This window comes from Flavobacterium pasteuri, assembly GCF_048286615.1.
Taxonomy (GTDB): domain Bacteria; phylum Bacteroidota; class Bacteroidia; order Flavobacteriales; family Flavobacteriaceae; genus Flavobacterium.
On sequence record NZ_JBLVPN010000002.1, the window covers coordinates 203,396 to 220,435 of the forward strand.

Here is a 17,040-nt window from a genome sequence, read left to right on the forward strand (position 1 = left end):
AGGTATATTATAAATAGCTATAAATAAAAAAACATCCAGCGTACGTGGATGTTTTTTAAAGCCTTGAATGAAACTAAAGTGCCTATTCCTTAAGAAACTTAACACTAAGTCTTTTATCTTGACTAATAAACGTAACAATATATACTCCTGATTTCAAGTTACCTACCTTTACACTGTTCTTTTCTTCATATTTAAAGATTCGAATTAATTTTCCGGTAATATCGTAAATTTCAACATCAGATGGAGAAAATGACTCTGGTAAATCGAAAAATAAATTTTCTTGCACTGGATTAGGATACAATTTAATAGAATTATCTTTTTCAAAATCTACAGTAGCTAAAGTTAATCCATTTTGACCATCTGCAATCAAAGTGAATTCCTGATTACCATTCAAAAGTGACCCTTTGTGGCTGACTTGAATAGTATAAGTACCTGGTTCAGCATTTTCGATAAATATTTTCTCTATATTATCCACATCATTATCAGAAGAATTAGTGGCAGGACTCTGTGGATTATTAGGATCTAATTTCCAAGGATAATATACAACACCATCCTTAAAAACTTTTAAATCAAGATTATTAACAAGTCTTGGAGTTCTTTCATCAATAATATCTGCTGTATTTTGATTTGCAGTTGGATCCGTCCAACAAATGGTAATATTTAATGGTTGAAGAGTATTATTAGTCATTGTTTTAGTAAAAACACTGTTCTGACTTAAAACATTCATTTCAAAAATATTAGATCTATTAGCATTGGAAATTACCTGAGATGCTTTTTTACCGTTTGCTAACCCCCAACCAAATTCATAATCCGGACCTAGACCACTACCAGCTTCATTTGAAGTATGCAAAATAAGTCCTCTAACCATTGAAGCTTTCATGTATTTAGAAAAATTCAGATTATTGTAATGCTCTTGTAAAAGGAGTATTAGGCCTGTTATCGCAGGTGCCGCCATAGAAGTTCCATTATTTACACCATAACTTGTATTAGTTGAAGAAGTAGTAGAACTTATACCAACACCTTGTGCAGCGATATCCGGTTTTACACGCCCATCATCAGTGGGACCATAATTACTAAATGGACTCATTGTTACACTTGTATTATCAAAATAATTGACAACCTTATCAACAGCAGCAACTACTATACTATTCTTAGAACAAGATGCTCCTGTTATCATATCAAATCCAAATTTATCCTGTATTTGAGGTAATGTAAAATCACTTCTATCGTTACCCGCAGCATAAACTACTTGATAATAAGGAAAGGTATTTGAGAGATCATCTATTTCTTGAGAAGAATCATCATAACTACCAAAAACTGATTTCGGTGAAGAGGGAGTCAAAGCATAACCATAAGAATGATTTGAAACAAGATATCCTTGATTAGCATAATTTGTCATTTCATCAATATCAGAATTCCAATCATGTGTAAGTGCATTTGCTTGATAAGCTATCCCTCGTCTAAGGGGTGAAACACCTGAGGCAATTATCGTTCCAGTAACATGTGTAGCGTGATCACTAAATTCACCACCTCCATCAACAATTGACACTCTCTTAGATAATTCAACATGAGAATCTCTAACTTTTCCACCATCCCAAACACCGGCAAACATTGAAGAACCACTTAAATTTAATCCTAAACTACCTGTAGCATACAATTCATTTGCTCCTATGGTAACCGCTGAATTCTCATTAAAGGTCTTGTAATAATATGGAATCCCATTAATTATTTTTTGCAATGAACTTAACTCAGAATCAATAATTTTGCTTTTCCTTTTAAAATCATAAATTAGCTTTGATTGATTTATATTCTTAATATGATTTCTACTTATGAGATTATTGACTTTATATTTATCATATGATTGAACAATTAATTCTCTTTCCATCAAGTTTTGAGAAAAAGAAATAACTGGAAAAAGTAAAAGGTAAAGATATTTCATAACATTAAAATTAAAAAACCCTCCGAAGAGGGTTTCTTTGTTAGTATCCTGTATTCTGAATTAAATTAGGGTTATTATCTCTCTCTCTCTGAGGAATTGGAAATACAACTTTATCAGCAGTTGGCTGAGATTTTGCAAAATTTGCCATGTCAGAAGCTCTTAGAGGTAGATTATTTCTTAATAGATCCATTCTTCTTAAACCTTCAAAACAAAATTCTTTTCTTCTTTCTTCAATAATCTCAGTAAGATTTACAGTAACAAGCGGAGTCAAACCTGCTCTAGTTCTAATTCTATTAACATCTGCTACAGGAGTAACACCTCCAACAGTAAGGTTACCTCTTAAATTAGCTTCAGCTCTAATCATGTACATTTCTGAAACACGTAATACATTTGGATCATCCGTATTTGCAGTACCATTAGGATACTTTGTAGTAAACAAAGAAGACCTATTTTTAGCATCAACACCAACTCTTGACAAACGATAACGTAAATCACCTGATTGTGCTTCAAAAGCAGTTCTTAGGTTAGCTGAAAATGGAGTATCTCCTCTACCTCCAAAAGCGGTAGGGCTGTACAATTTTGAAAATGATTCTGCAAAACCAGCATCTCCAGCTACATTTTGTAACTGAAAAATATGTTCTGTACTTTGATTGTTATAAAAAGCATAGTTAGCAGCTAAAGAAATACCCGCAGTATTTATAACTGTGTTTGCATTAGCTGCAGCTTCTGGCCAACGCTCTTGATATAAATATAATCTAGCCAACAAAGCAGATGCAGCAGCAGATGTAGCTCTACTTTTTGCTGTATTAGTAATTGCAGACTTAGCAAACAATAAATCTTGCTCAACAAAACCATAAACTTCTTTCAAAGTAGCTCTTGAAGGTTGGTTAACAACACCTTGAAATGGTTCCGAAATTAATGGAATAGACAAACTTCCACCTGAAGGATCTTGCTTTAATTGTTTTCCGAACATTTGTGAAAGCTTGAAGAATAATAATCCTCTAACAAACCTAGCTTGTCCCACCATATCATTTCTACTTTCAGTAGAAAATGAGGCAGAATTAACCAAAGGAACATTTTTAATGATCATATTAGCTTGATTAACAGAAAGATAAGCCGCGTTCCAAACGTTTAAAATTGAAGTATTGTCCGACAATGTATTATAGGTATGTATTTCATCAAATGTAGGAAATGAACCAACAAATTCTACATTATCAGCTTGCCATTCAGACATAGTGTCAGGAATACCAGACAGTACATTTGAACTTTGCAAACTACTATACATACCATTTACAGCATTTCCTGCTAAAGCCTCATTTGAGAAAATAATAGCAGGAGTTAATGAATCCTCAGGAGCTAGATCTAATGAGTTCTCACATCCAGATAGCGCGAGTACTGATAAAACAACAAGGAGAGTTTTTATATTTTTCATAATTTATTTATTTTAGAAAGTTAATTTAACACCCAATAAGTACGATTTCGATTGAGGAGGCGTAAAGAAAGTTTCACCTTGTGTTAGGTTAGCAACAGTACTTGTTGTTTCAGGATCAACTCCAGCCATTTCTTTATTTTTGAAGGTGTATAAGTTAGTAGCTGTAACATACATTCTTGCTGACGTAAAGAAGTTCGAATCTTTAAAAACACTTGAACTTAAGTTATATCCAAAAGTTACGTTATTAATCCTTAAAAAAGATGCATCCTTTAACTGATTAGTGGACCTACGTGCAAAAATAGCTCTTGTTGGGCTTGTCAAAGATGGAGTATAAGCATTTTGACCAGGAGTAGTCCAATAATCCAACACTTTAGATGTTTTGTTGAAATCATTTGTTAAGTTATCAGTAAATCTTTGACCATCAACATATATTTCATTTCCGTAGCTAAAGTTAGCAAAAATATTTAAATCAAAATTTTTGTAGTTAAAAGCATTGTTAATACCTCCAAAAAATTCTGGATTAGCATCACCCACAACAACTCTGTCATTATCAGTAGGCGTTGTAGTTACTTTACCGTTAACATCAAGCCACTCAGCATTTCCTGTTTGCGCATTAACCCCTACGTATCTTACTAAGAAGAAAGTATTAACAGAATATCCTTCTATAGCTCTTTGACTAGATCCTCCACCAATAAATCTGTTTCCATCAGGACCTACTGAAGCACCTGGCAATGTAAGAACTTTATTCTTGTTAGTAGAAACATTTAAAGTTGTTCTCCATTTAAAGTCTTTAGTTTCAATATTTCTAGTAGTTAAATCAAACTCTAAACCTTTATTTTCCATAGAACCTGCATTAGCAGCAATTACAGTAAAACCGTTTGATCCAGCAATAGGTACATTCAAAATCAAATCTGTAGTTTTCTTGTAATAAGCATCAACAGAAAGTGTTATTCTATTATTAAGAAACCCTAGATCTAAACCGATATTTGTAGTTTTAGATTGTTCCCATCTATAATCTTTATTTTCTGGCTGCGTATTAGTAAAACCTGGCGCACCGTTATAAGCTCCACCTGTGCCACCAGCATAAAGAGGAAAGAATGCAAAATCACCTACACGGTCGTTACCATTTGTTCCAATTGAAGCTCTTAATTTCAAATCAGAAAAAAAGTTTACATTACTCATAAAATCTTCATTTATCAAATTCCATCCACCTGAAAGTGCCCAGAAATTACCAAATTTTTTATTCTCAGCAAATCTTGAAGATCCATCTCTTCTTCCAGAAGCCTCAAAAAGATACTTGGAATCAAAATCATAAGCAACTCTTGCAAAATATCCATTTAATCTAGAATTTTGAGTACGAGAACTTGTCGTTGTTTTCTCAGAACCTGAATCAATATTTAATTGCAAGTCAGATGCAAAATTAATAGCCTCAACTGCTGCCCTTGTTATATCATTTTGCTCATAAGTAGTACCTAAAATACCTGACAAAGAATGCTTAGCAATAGTTTTTTCGTAGCTCAACGTATTTGTTACAACATATTTATTTTGAATATCTGTAGAATAATAACCGTATCCTCCTGGTGAATTTATTTCAAATGAGCGTTCTTTTTGCTCTAGTAATAATCTATCAATACCAAAATCTGCTTTGTACTTTAATCCTTTATATAATTGCACTTCAGCAAATAAATTACCGAACGCTCTTGTTGTTTTTGCATCATTCGTATCAAATGTTTCAATAGCAACAACATTAGGAATAAAACCCGCTAGTTGAGTTAATTGACCTTGAGAATCGTATGGAGATATCCAAGGACTTTGAAGATATGCAGCAGTCAGAGGAGCAAAAGTACTATTCTCTGATCCTACTCTATCATTATACACTTCACTAAATGAAAAGTTACCACCAATTTTAATTTTGTCATTTACATCAGTATTCAAAGAGATCTTACCATTAGTAGAGCTCAATTTGTTTCCAATTATAAAACCTTCTTGATCAGATCTACCAAAACCTACATAATATGTTGTTTTATCATTTCCGCCTGAAACCGATAAATTAGTCCCTCTAGAAACACCATCCCTTGTAACACCTGCTTGCCAATCATAATCATCATTCAAGAAATTAGCTGGATTGTCACCTCTTAGTGTTTTAAACCTACGGTATTCTTCACCATCCATCATAGACAATAAGTCAGTAGCTCTACTTACAGAAAGTGTTTGCTCAAAAGTCACCTTTGCTGGCTGGTTTTTCTTACCTGTTTTTGTAGTAATCAAAATCACACCATTAGACCCCCTAGAACCATAAATAGCAGTTGCTGCAGCGTCTTTCAAAACCGTTTGAGTTTCTATATCATTAGGATTAATCTCTAATAAAGGATTAAGAGCCTGACCTCCTTGAGTACTAGTAAATGAGTTATCATTCAACGGAACACCGTCTATAACGTACAATGGTCTACCACCTGCAGTAATAGATGCATTTCCTCTAATTTTAACCACAGTTGCTGCACCAAGAACTCCTGATGACTGAACAACCTGAACTCCCGCAGCCTGACCTTGAAGCATTTGTTGTGGAGACAAAACCGTTAAATTATCTAATGCTCCATTACCAACAACTTTACTAGATTGTACGACTTTACCTCTCTTTTGAGTTCCGTAACCAACAACTACAACCTCTTCAAGTGTTTGGGAAGATGATGTTAATTTAACACTAACAACACTTGTTGCCCCAACAGTAACTGATGAATTAGACATCCCTATAAAAGAGAAAACCAAAACATCTCCCGTTTTAGCTTTGATAGCATATTTACCTTCAAAGTCTGTTTGAACACCATTATTTGTACCCTTAACAATAACATTTGCTCCTGGAATAGGCCCCATAGCATCTGTAACAACACCAGATACCGTCTTTTCTTGTGCAAACGCAAATTGCATTGACAATGCCAATAGCAACGAAAAAATCCATTTGAATTTTGATCTCATATTAAATTTATTTTGAATTAGTTATTTTACAAAAATCATAATAATTTCTTAAATAAACAAATTTATTTCACCACTAAAGAAGTTAACATTTGTTAAAGTTTATACTTAAATCAATAGATAAACTCATTAAATTTTGTAAATTCCTACATTATGTTTCATAAAGTTATATTTTTGTCAAAATTAATTTAATGTTAAGCCCATTCTTTTTAACACAATTTTTAGAAACAGGAACAGATGAAGCCGGTCGTGGTTGCCTGGCGGGACCTGTAACTGCCGCCGCTGTGTTATTACCTGAAAATTTTCAAAATGAGTTACTGAATGATAGTAAGCAACTATCTGAGAAAGCTAGGGAAAAATTAAGACCTATTATAGAACAACAATCTATTTCATTTGCAGTAACGCATCTCGAACCTTTGATAATTGACGAAATAAATATTCTGAATGCCTCTATAAAAGCAATGCAGGAAAGTATTCTAAAACTGAATCCAAGACCTAAATCAATTATTTTAGACGGAAATAGTCCGTTCATCCCGAAAGGTGGAATTAAAAATCGTGGAGGAAAGATTTTTACCAATACTGAAATTGAAATACTAAATTCAATTCCGAATGCCAGTATCATAAAGGGAGATACAAAATATATGAGTATTGCAGCCGCTTCCGTACTAGCAAAAACATATCGAGATGAATATATGAACAGGATTCATGAGGAATTCCCAATGTACAATTGGAAACAAAACAAAGGTTATCCTACCAAAGAACATCGCGAAGCAATCCGAATTTACGGAGTTACAAAATACCACCGAATGACATTTAGGTTATTGCCGGAACAGTATACTTTTGATTTTTGATTGTAGATTAATAATTTTTGATTGTAGATTTCTCAAACTTAGCTTCGAAAAGAATGGAGAAATGTTTCAGGATTTTTTCTTTTACTTCTTCTTCATTAACTTTTTCTAAGCCAAGTTCTACATTTAATGAAGTTACCGCTTTCCCGCGAATACCGCAAGGAATTATATTATCGAAGTAACCTAAATCAGCATTTACGTTTAATGCAAATCCATGCATAGTGACCCAACGGGAAGCGCGAACGCCCATAGCACAAATTTTTCTGGCAAAGGGTGTTCCTGCACTTAACCAAACTCCGGTTTCACCTTCGCTCCTGCCACAAACGATTCCATATTCTTGAAGGGTTAGAATAATGGCTTCTTCCAGAAAACGTAAATATTTATGAATATCAGTAAAGAAATTTTCTAAGTCTATAATTGGATAACCCACAATTTGCCCTGGCCCATGATACGTAATATCTCCACCACGATTGATTTTATAAAAAGTCGCTCCTTTAGCTTCCAATTGTTTTTCAGATAAAAGTAAATTACTTAAATCCCCACTTTTACCTAATGTATATACATGTGGATGTTCTACGAAAAGAAAATAATTAGGAGTCTCGAGTTCGAGTTCTTCTCTGCGATTTCTAATTTTCAAGTCGACGATCCCTTTGAACAATTCCTCTTGATATTCCCAAGTTTCTTTGTAATCTCTAGTTCCTAAATCTTGAAGTTGGATGCTTTTGTTCATTTCTTGAAAGATGCGAAGGTTATGAGGCACAAATGTACAAAAAGGTTTGAAATACGAATGTTGAATAATGAATTAGGAATTTTGAAATTATACCCAAAATCATATTTAGCGAGAAGAAAAAATGGATAATAATAATTCATGCTTTTGAATTATTATTACCCATTTAATTGCTGACCAACGAGGCACAAAATAAAAACATAAATTTTAGTAGTTGTGATGTACAAAATCTTCAACTCATTTTATATTTATTTTTTAACTTTTAACATCTCTGGTTTCAGCAGCACTTTAGTCCATCCTTTATCTCGGGCATCAAAATGTTTATATGCATTGGGAGCCTCGTCTAATGAAAGTTCATGCGAGACAATTAATGATGGCCTTGCTTTTCCCGCCGAAATCAATGTAGAAAGCTGACGGTTATAGGATTTGACATTTGCCTGCCCTGTTGCTATTCGCTGTCCTTTCATCCAGAATTGACCAAAATCAAAAGCCATGTGCCCTATTTTTTGCAACTCCTCATTTGATTTTGGATCTTTAGGAACAAAAACCCCTACAACACCTATAGAACCAGTTGCTTTTACGGCATGTACTAGTTCGTTCATGGTTACATTGGAATGCTCGTTACCATGTTTATCACAACACTGGTACCCTACACATTCGCAACCTCTATCAGCACCCACACCGTTGGTGAGTTCCAAAACTTGCTCCACTGCTGACCCTTTTGAAAAATCAATTGCAATAGCACCCAATTCTTCTGCAAGCTTCAACCGATCAGGATGATTGTCTACCACCATAATATTACTGGCACCTTTAATACTTGCTGAATGTGCTGCCATGAGTCCTACTGGACCTGCACCATAAATCACCACGGAGTCACCAGGTTTTACACCAGCCAATTCCGTTGCATGATATCCCGTTGGAAAAATATCCGATAACATCACATAATCATTTTCCTTCTCTATAGCATCCTCTGGTAATTTTAGGCAGTTAAAATCACCATGAGGCACCCGAAGGTATTCAGCCTGGCCACCACTGTAAGGACCCATTCCAGCAAATCCATAGGCAGCACCTGCAGTTCCAGGATTCATTGTAAGACAAAAACCCGTTAAGCCGCTTTCGCAATTTTGACAATGGCCGCAACCAATATTGAATGGAAGACAGACCATGTCCCCCACTTTAATTTGCGTTACAGCTTTGCCTACTTCGACTACCCTACCCATATTTTCATGTCCTAAAATCTTTCCGGCTTCCATATCGGTTCGTCCTTCATACATGTGAAGGTCGGATCCGCAAATATTTGTAGTCGTTATTTTTACCAGTACATCCGTCGGCTGCTCAATTTTGGCATCCGGCATTTCTACGACCCTCACATCGCGAGGACCGAAATAAACAAGTGCTTTCATAAGATCATTATTTAAATTATTTTCTATTAATCTGATTTTGAAATATTAACGTTTGAAAATTTACTCTTTATCAAATGTAGATTATATATTCGCCATCATTTTTATAGAATTATTAATGATCTTTACATAATTATTACTACAACATTTTTACTCATCTTCGCACCTCACTATAATTAGATTTAATTGAAAGATATATCTCATAGCTGTGTAATGTAGTTTTAATTGACTTCATCTGTTTCCAAGATAACTTCCAGATTGGTACTTTCAGGATTCACCAAACAATCCTTGATCAGAAATTGCAATTCCAGTGATTTCTTGTCTTCACTAATTTTTGCATACGGATTTGAAACGGATTTTATTTTCCTTGGAAAATGATATTTTAGAACATAAGACTGTGTGATTTTGAATTTAGAAACCTGCGTTTTATATCCTTCAATCTTATCCTGCTGCTTTTTTAGCTCAATTGCATCTGTAATTTTCACAATTCTCTTGAAAACACTTTCGTAAAAAGCATAGTTCACACTGTAATAATGTTCTTCGGCAACCAATGCATAATTATTTTCGATATCATCTGCATATTCCTCGGTTTTGTATAAATCCGCAACTTCCGTTATTTTTGTAAAGTTTTGATTGATTGTTGTGCGAAATTCTTTCTCGGATGAACTTTTCTTGATATGTACTTTTACCGTAGCAAATTTTTGAAAAATTGCTTTTTCGGATGCTGGCAATCTGGAAAATGTTTCGGAATATTTCGTAATCAAATCCTGAAAAACATAAGTTGTATCTCTGAAAACTTCTTCTTTGGAGTAATTTTCACCAGCTAATTGCATATAACTATGTTCATCGCGCAACTCATTTATTTCGATTCTTCCGGATCCGTCTTGGTTTAAAAAAATAGTTTCAGTAATTTGACAACTTGTTAAAAATAGTACTAAAAATAGCAGGGCACATTTTTTCATTTGGTAATTTAGAGTATTTATTGGTTTTCAAATATACATGATTTGTACTATTTTTCACGCTATTTTAAAATAAAAAGTAGTTGAATAGCCCCGATAGTCCCGAAGCTTCGGGAGACATCCTTTTTTTCTTATTTTTCTTAAACAAGAAAAAAGATAGAACGAATAGCCGGACAAATTGTCTTGAGAAAACAAAATTATCTGCTCCAAAAAACTAAATTCCTTTATGTATTACTGTCTTTGCAACTTTAGAACATATATAGTATCTTTGCGCTCTTAAAATCAGAATATAATGGCATTATCCGAACAAGAAACTCTACGTAGAGAAGCACTTACAGAATTACGCAATTTAGGTATCGAACCTTATCCTGCAGCCGAATTTACCACAACCGCATATTCTAGCGAAATCCTAGCTGATTTCGAGAAGTACGAAGGAAAAGAGGTTGTTTTAGCAGGTCGTTTGATGGGTAAGCGTATCATGGGAAAGGCGTCATTTGCAGAATTGAAAGATGCTGAAGGACGTATTCAAGTGTATGTTTCGAGAGATGATATTTCGACTGATGAAGAAAAAACAATGTACAATGTAGTTTTCAAAAAACTATTGGACATTGGTGATTTTATTGGGGTTCGTGGAACGGTTTTCAAAACGCAAGTGGGAGAAATCTCGGTTCATGTTTATGGATTGACGGTTTTGGCAAAAGCCTTAAAACCACTTCCTGTAGTAAAAACGGATGCTGATGGGAAAATGCACGATGCATTCGCTGATCCGGAACAAAGATACCGTCGTCGTTACGTAGATTTGACCGTGAACGACCATGTGAAAGAAACGTTTATCAAAAGAACAAAATTGTTCAATGCGATGCGTTCATTCTTTAATGACAAAGGATATCTTGAAGTTGAAACTCCAGTTTTACAACCGATTCCTGGTGGCGCTGCTGCGCGTCCTTTTATCACGCACCACAACTCGCTTGACATGCCATTGTATATGCGTATAGCAAATGAGTTGTACTTAAAAAGATTAATAGTTGGTGGTTTTGAAGGAGTGTATGAGTTTTCGAAAAACTTTCGTAATGAAGGAATGGACCGTACACACAACCCAGAATTTACTGCTATGGAAATATATGTAGCCTACAAAGACTACAACTGGATGATGAAATTTGCCGAAGACCTTTTGGAGCATTGTGCAATTGCCGTAAATGGAACTTCAGAAGTGACTTTTGGAGAACACACCATCAATTTCAAAGCGCCTTATGCTAGAGTTACGATGACTGATTCTATCAAACATTTTACTGGATTTGATATTTCAGGAAAAAGTGAAACAGAGCTTTTTGACGCCGCTAGAGGAATGGGGATTGATGTGGATAAAACCATGGGTAAAGGAAAACTGATTGACGAAATCTTTGGCGCTAAATGTGAAGGGAATTACATTCAGCCTACTTACATCACGGATTATCCAAAGGAAATGTCTCCGCTTTGTAAACAACACCGCGACAATCCAGAATTGACAGAACGTTTTGAACTAATGGTTTGCGGTAAAGAAGTAGCGAATGCCTATTCTGAATTGAATGACCCAATTGACCAAAGAGAACGTTTTGAAGACCAAATGAGGTTATCTGAAAAAGGAGATGATGAAGCGACTGGAATTATCGATGAAGATTTCTTGAGAGCTTTAGAATACGGAATGCCTCCAACATCTGGAATGGGAATTGGAATGGATCGATTGATTATGTATTTGACTAATAATGCTTCTATTCAAGAAGTATTATTGTTCCCTCAAATGCGTCCTGAGAAAAAACAGGTTAAAGTTGAATTGGAAGAAGATGAGAAATTGATTGTTGTGTTATTGCAAACTAATAACAACCAAATGGAATTTGGCCTACTAAAAATTAATTCTGGATTGAGCGGTAAAAAATGGGACAAAGCCATGAAAAACTTATCTTCTTTGGGATTGACTGAAGTAGTAGTTGATGGTGATAGTAAAGCGTGTCGATTGAAAGAATAATTTATTTTATATCAGAATACTAAAAGGAACTTCGTAAAGGAGTTCCTTTTTTTATGTCTATTTTCCATTTCAAGTACTTTCATTTTGATAAAAATTATACCGATAATCACACAAGGTTAAATAAGTCATAAAATTCATACGCCAATCAATTTTAAAACTATTTTTGGAAGAACAAAAAACAAACCAATATGAAAAAAATTACTCTATCGATCTTAGCCTTATTTGCTTTTGCCTTTGCTAATGGTCAAGCCAAAGAAGGTCAAGTAACAAAAGGAAAATGGCTTATTGAAGCCAATACTGGCTTTGGTAGAAATGTAGGAACTACCGCAATGTATTTTAGTTCTTCGGACGGGATCACTTCCTACAACATTGGAGCTGAAGGAGGTTATTTTATCAAAGATAATTTGGCGCTTAAATTAGGATTAGGCTACGGTGAAATTGACGGTCAAGGAGAGCCGATTGCTTACAAAATAGGAGCAAAATATTATTTGAAAACGATGATTCCTATCGAGCTTTCTTATAACGGAGTAGGTTTTGGTGACGCAGATGCTAATCCAACCTACCTAGGTGCGCAAATTGGTTATGCGATATTTTTAGGAAAAAATGTAAGTATCGAACCCGGAATTCGTTATAACCTAGCTACTCATAAACAGTATTATGATAATAGCTTGCAGTTAAATATTGGTTTTGCTTTGCATTTTTAAAACAGTTAGTTTAAAATAAAAACAAAAATAATCCTCAATGATTATTTTTTATCCTGAACAAAAAAGTCGGCTCTAATCAAAGAGCCGACTTTTTATTTTAATTATATTCTATTTTAAAACCCTAAACCAACAGCCATTGCTGTAGCTTGAATATTTACATCGGAAACTTTAGTTGCAGCACCAGTTGTCATATTAATACTGTATACAGAAGTAACATTGTTTACTTTCAATAAAGCAAAAGCAGTAGTACTATTTGCACCAATATCAAATCCGCTATCAGCATCAACATTTACCCCTAAATTTCCAATAGCTACTAATGTACCATTATTAGGTGGGTCTTGACGGAATAACATATCCGTTTGTGAGTCAATTACAAATAAAGCTGTTGTAGTTGCTCCAGCAATATTATTTGTATAAGCAGCACCCGTTATGAATGGTGTTCCAGGATTTAGATTACCGTCAACTGCGACTACTGTTCCCAAATCTGGGTGTAAACGTAGGTTTTGACCTGTATTACTTACTAATCTTATTCTATCCACTGTAGGATTAAAATCAAAACCAAAAGAAGTACCTGACAATGCCGTTAAAAAGGGAGACCCAATTGCTGTTAATGCTCCGCTTGCAGTATTCACAGAGAACAACCTACTTTGATTTGAAACAGCATATAAACCTCCGTTTGCAGGTCTAAAATCTAAACCTACAATATTTTCGCCAGCAGCTAAACCCGTTAATGCTACAGAACTATTATTACCACTTGTAGGATTAAATCGAACTAACATATTTCCAGTAGTTGTTGCATAAGCGATTGGATTAGTCTTAAATGCTAAACTTATTACTGGAGCAGTGAATTTACCAACATCAACGGCTTTTCCTGTAGTTAAATCAATTGTATATAATGTGGATACATTAGCATTGTTTGTTACAGCAAGAGCAGTAGAATTATCCGCTAAAATATCCATATCTCCTACACCTTGAAAGTTAACTCCTAAGTCACCAACAAGTTGAAGTGTTCCGTCGTTAGGCGGAGTTTGCAAATATAATTTATCTTGTTCAAAATCAATGTCATACAACATAGTTGCCGTAGCTCCTGCCATACTATTGGTATATGCTACAGCACCAATTTTAGCATTTGCACCACCATTAATAAGACCATCAGTTATTACAACGGTTCCTAATTCTGGATGTAATCTTAAATTTTGACCTGAATCTGTTACCAAACGAATTCTATCTACTGTAGGATTAAAATCTAATGAAGCATTTCCTCCCGCAAGTACAGGCGAAAAAGATCCTGCACCTAGTGCCGTTGCCACTCCGCTTTTTTCATTGATAAAGTAAAGACGGCTAGAGGAGCCTAATGCATACAATTGCCCAGTTGCTGGTCTATAATCAATACTGACTATAGTCTCTGATGCAGCCAAACCAACAATTGGAGTGGTTGAAGTTGGAGTTACTAAATTTCGTGCATTGAATGTAAGAATGGTATTATTACTTGCTAATGCAGTAAAATTTACATCTGGTGCCAATACAGGCATCATCATTTCATTACTATCATCATCATTACATGAAATTGCGGTAAAAGATAACAGTGCTAGTCCAATAATGGAAGCAAAACTTAATTTTTGTTGTTTGTTTTTCATCGTTTGTTTATTTAGTTATGTACTCATTTACGTAGAGTAGCTTGTTATGGTTTTAAAATTTAAAAAAAAACAACAATAACTAACTTAATCGAAACGGAATACAAGAATACAAAACTCTTCAACTCACACGTTATAAAAAGATTACGATCATTTTTAAAACATAATAGTGATAATAAAAAATTCTTTAAATTCTTTTTTACTTTACAAACTATAGTTAAAGTTGACACTCCATCGATAATTTGCTTCAACATTGCCGCCACTAAGGTTTTGATTGATTGGTAACATGGCATTAGCTCCAAAAGAAAGTCTTTCCTTCCCAACCTCAAAACCAACTTTACCAAAAAAAATATCACCGTTTGTATTTCTTAATTTTTGATTGTACTGGTAATTGCTTTCATAAACTTCCCCAGCAAACCCAAGTTGCGGAACAATAGAAAAATTGTTTTTGTCGTATAAATAGAAAAAAGTTCCAGCATAATTAAACTGATTTCCAAAACGATAACTCTTTTGATTTTCTGTTTTAATCACATAATTCAGCATGGAGTTTAAACCAAATTGTTTTCTTTTTAGGACATATTCGGTAGCCAAAAGATAATCCCAACTTCCTGTTCCTACCTGAAAACTTGGGTTTATACTCCCGGAATTTGCTTCATTAAATTTTCCGGTTGGCGCTTTTATTCCTCCTCCCAACTGTAACGTATGTACCAAAAAAGTGCTATCTTTATGTGTTTGATACAAGCGATACATTGCCAAAACGGTAATGTCGCCAATTCCCTTGATGCTTTTATCGCCTGATGCCGTTTCTCTTTCATGAAAATGATACGGTAATAATGCCGAAATCTGAACTTTTTGGCTTACCGGAATTCGGCCCCAAACCTGAACAGTGTTGAAGTTTTCTTTGTACCAAGGCGAATTGCTGTACAAGCCATCCATGGATTTGTACTGTTGCTTGAAATACCGAATCCCAACGAAATTAGAGTTCAACATCGAGGCGAATCCCATGCTTCCGCCACTGGCGGAGCAACCACAGGCATCGCAAAAATCCTCTTCTTCAAGCAAAGAATGGTATTTTGTAAATGGGTTTATGGTGTTTAAACTGTCTTTCTCGGTGGCGTTTGCCAATTGAAAAAGAAGTAGTAATAGTAGTGTGTATTTTTTCATGTTTGTTGTTTTTAGCCCTGATGGAAACGGAAAGCCCGGAGCGGAAAAAGCTTGTTTTTCTTGTCCTGAAAAAGCGACCGGAGGAAGCTCTTTTCAGGACATAGAAAAACGGCTTTTGTAGCGAGGACTTGCAGTGTACAGCAGGAAATAGCTTCTAAAATTAATATTCAGAAAAGCGTTTGTCCGTTAGGTATTGTGTGTCTGTCAATGTTTTTAGAAAAGCAATAATTTTTGATTTTTCTGTCGCTGTCAAAGGGATTCCGAGTGACCCGTTTTTATTCAAAATTGGGTCTAAAGTAGCTGAATTGAATACACCGGAATTGTAATGATCCATGACGGCTTCTAATGTAAATAACCGTCCATCATGCATGTAAGGCGCTGTTTTTTCTATGTTCCTCAGACTTGGCACTTTAAATTTGTACTTATCCTGAGGCAACTCCGTCACGCGAAAACGACCGATATCATTGTACGCGGGATCAATTGGCAAGCCATTGTTTCTAAAGGAATTGTCCGTAAACAAATCAGTTGCGTGACAACTGGAACATTTTTGGTTGAAAATGGTATAACCGTCCTTCTCATCTTGCGTGAGCGTTCCGCCAGATTCATTGCGGCGGTACTTGTCAAAACGGGAATTCGAGGACGTAACCATAACCATGAATTGGCCCAAGGCTTTGAGCATATTTTCGGAATTGATTTGTCCATCAGTAAAAGCAACTTTGAATAGCTTTTGGTACTCGGAATCAACTTTCATCATAGTAATCGCTTTCGCAAAATCGCCATTCATTTCTATAGGACTTGTGAACGGAATTATAGGCTGTAAATCCAAATGTGATGTTGCTCCATCATACATAAAAGTGGTTTGATATGCCAAATTCTGAATTGGCGGCGTGTTTCGGGTTCCAATGGCGTCATCTACTCCGTGACTCAAGGTATGTCCGTGATGCGTAAATGCATCTTCCTGAATGTGACAAAATCCGCAGGAAACAATCCCATCTGAAGCCAATCGGCCGTCGTAAAAAAGTTTTTTTCCAAGTTCAAAACCCTTTTCGGTGGGTGGATTATTCGCCAGATTGTATGCCAAAGGCGGGAAATTTGCTGGAACCTGAAAGTTCAGGGGAACGTCCTGATAGTCTTCGCTTTCATCAGCAGAGCAAGACCACAGCAACGGAAAAATGAGCAATATGATATATTTTGCTTTCATTTTATATTTTTTTTAAAAAGCGGCCGGAGATTTAATTTCTAACCGCTTTTGAATTAAAAA

At 35.1% G+C, this 17,040-nt stretch carries 12 protein-coding genes; 3 read left to right on the forward strand and 9 right to left on the reverse strand.

The genetic code is table 11. The annotated features are described in order from the left end of the window. Positions 1-82: 82 nt before the first annotated feature. The 3 genes from ACNQF6_RS03525 to ACNQF6_RS03535 all read right to left on the reverse strand — a co-directional run bounded on the left by ACNQF6_RS03525 (position 83) and on the right by ACNQF6_RS03535 (position 6,344). Positions 83-1,738 (reverse strand): S8 family serine peptidase, encoded by a 1,656-nt coding sequence (locus tag ACNQF6_RS03525; protein WP_417963286.1) that lies wholly within the window; start codon positions 1,736-1,738, stop codon positions 83-85. 241 nt (positions 1,739-1,979) lie between these two features. After that, the gene (locus ACNQF6_RS03530; protein WP_417963288.1) at positions 1,980-3,371 is read right to left on the reverse strand and encodes a RagB/SusD family nutrient uptake outer membrane protein; all 1,392 of its coding nucleotides are present in this window, start codon (positions 3,369-3,371) and stop codon (positions 1,980-1,982) included. Between the two features lie 12 nt (positions 3,372-3,383). Beyond that, positions 3,384-6,344 (reverse strand): SusC/RagA family TonB-linked outer membrane protein, encoded by a 2,961-nt coding sequence (locus ACNQF6_RS03535; protein WP_417963290.1) that lies wholly within the window; start codon positions 6,342-6,344, stop codon positions 3,384-3,386. A gap of 188 nt (positions 6,345-6,532) precedes the next feature. On the opposite strand from ACNQF6_RS03535, the gene ACNQF6_RS03540 reads away from it, so the two are divergent. After that, positions 6,533-7,192 carry a ribonuclease HII gene (locus ACNQF6_RS03540; protein ID WP_417963292.1) on the forward strand — a complete coding sequence of 220 codons (660 nt, stop codon included), beginning with the start codon at positions 6,533-6,535 and terminating at the stop codon, positions 7,190-7,192. Between the two features lie 7 nt (positions 7,193-7,199). Here ACNQF6_RS03540 and lipB read toward each other — a convergent pair whose 3' ends face one another. The 3 genes from lipB to ACNQF6_RS03555 form a co-directional block, all read right to left on the reverse strand. Further along, positions 7,200-7,919 carry a lipoyl(octanoyl) transferase LipB gene (gene lipB, locus ACNQF6_RS03545; RefSeq protein ID WP_417963294.1) on the reverse strand — a complete coding sequence of 240 codons (720 nt, stop codon included), beginning with the start codon at positions 7,917-7,919 and terminating at the stop codon, positions 7,200-7,202. Between the two features lie 245 nt (positions 7,920-8,164). Then, on the reverse strand, positions 8,165-9,271 hold the full coding sequence (locus ACNQF6_RS03550; RefSeq protein WP_417963296.1) for a glutathione-independent formaldehyde dehydrogenase: 1,107 nt from the start codon (positions 9,269-9,271) through the stop codon (positions 8,165-8,167). Between the two features lie 266 nt (positions 9,272-9,537). After that, a complete protein-coding gene (locus ACNQF6_RS03555; protein WP_417963298.1) occupies positions 9,538-10,278 on the reverse strand; it encodes a hypothetical protein in 741 nt (246 codons plus the stop codon). Positions 10,279-10,567: 289 nt separating this feature from the next. Here ACNQF6_RS03555 and lysS point away from each other — a divergent pair, with 289 nt between their 5' ends. Next, the gene (gene lysS / locus ACNQF6_RS03560; protein WP_417963300.1) at positions 10,568-12,277 is read left to right on the forward strand and encodes a lysine--tRNA ligase; all 1,710 of its coding nucleotides are present in this window, start codon (positions 10,568-10,570) and stop codon (positions 12,275-12,277) included. Positions 12,278-12,465: 188 nt separating this feature from the next. Continuing rightward, a complete protein-coding gene (locus ACNQF6_RS03565) occupies positions 12,466-12,981 on the forward strand; it encodes a hypothetical protein (RefSeq protein ID WP_417963302.1) in 516 nt (171 codons plus the stop codon). Positions 12,982-13,094: 113 nt separating this feature from the next. Here ACNQF6_RS03565 and ACNQF6_RS03570 read toward each other — a convergent pair whose 3' ends face one another. The 3 genes from ACNQF6_RS03570 to ACNQF6_RS03580 form a co-directional block, all read right to left on the reverse strand. Continuing rightward, entirely contained in the window at positions 13,095-14,618 is a 1,524-nt protein-coding gene (locus tag ACNQF6_RS03570) for a DUF4394 domain-containing protein (RefSeq protein WP_417963304.1), read from the reverse strand. A gap of 201 nt (positions 14,619-14,819) precedes the next feature. Continuing rightward, positions 14,820-15,779: a transporter family protein gene (locus tag ACNQF6_RS03575; RefSeq protein ID WP_417963306.1), complete on the reverse strand. Its 960-nt coding sequence runs from the start codon at positions 15,777-15,779 to the stop codon at positions 14,820-14,822. Between the two features lie 160 nt (positions 15,780-15,939). Continuing rightward, positions 15,940-16,980 (reverse strand): cytochrome-c peroxidase, encoded by a 1,041-nt coding sequence (locus ACNQF6_RS03580; protein ID WP_417963308.1) that lies wholly within the window; start codon positions 16,978-16,980, stop codon positions 15,940-15,942. Positions 16,981-17,040 lie beyond the last annotated feature (60 nt).

What these genes read in the sequence shown, in the direction of transcription:
- ACNQF6_RS03555 (WP_417963298.1), bottom strand. Translation starts at nt 10,278, where the DNA reads ATGAAAAAATGTGCCCTGCTATTTTTAGTACTATTTTTAACAAGTTGT.
- ACNQF6_RS03530 (WP_417963288.1), bottom strand. Translation starts at nt 3,371, where the DNA reads ATGAAAAATATAAAAACTCTCCTTGTTGTTTTATCAGTACTCGCGCTA.
- ACNQF6_RS03570 (WP_417963304.1), bottom strand. Translation starts at nt 14,618, where the DNA reads ATGAAAAACAAACAACAAAAATTAAGTTTTGCTTCCATTATTGGACTA.
- lysS (WP_417963300.1), top strand. Translation starts at nt 10,568, where the DNA reads ATGGCATTATCCGAACAAGAAACTCTACGTAGAGAAGCACTTACAGAA.
- lipB (WP_417963294.1), bottom strand. Translation starts at nt 7,919, where the DNA reads ATGAACAAAAGCATCCAACTTCAAGATTTAGGAACTAGAGATTACAAA.
- ACNQF6_RS03565 (WP_417963302.1), top strand. Translation starts at nt 12,466, where the DNA reads ATGAAAAAAATTACTCTATCGATCTTAGCCTTATTTGCTTTTGCCTTT.
- ACNQF6_RS03550 (WP_417963296.1), bottom strand. Translation starts at nt 9,271, where the DNA reads ATGCCGGATGCCAAAATTGAGCAGCCGACGGATGTACTGGTAAAAATA.
- ACNQF6_RS03575 (WP_417963306.1), bottom strand. Translation starts at nt 15,779, where the DNA reads ATGAAAAAATACACACTACTATTACTACTTCTTTTTCAATTGGCAAAC.
- ACNQF6_RS03535 (WP_417963290.1), bottom strand. Translation starts at nt 6,344, where the DNA reads ATGAGATCAAAATTCAAATGGATTTTTTCGTTGCTATTGGCATTGTCA.
- ACNQF6_RS03540 (WP_417963292.1), top strand. Translation starts at nt 6,533, where the DNA reads ATGTTAAGCCCATTCTTTTTAACACAATTTTTAGAAACAGGAACAGAT.
- ACNQF6_RS03580 (WP_417963308.1), bottom strand. Translation starts at nt 16,980, where the DNA reads ATGAAAGCAAAATATATCATATTGCTCATTTTTCCGTTGCTGTGGTCT.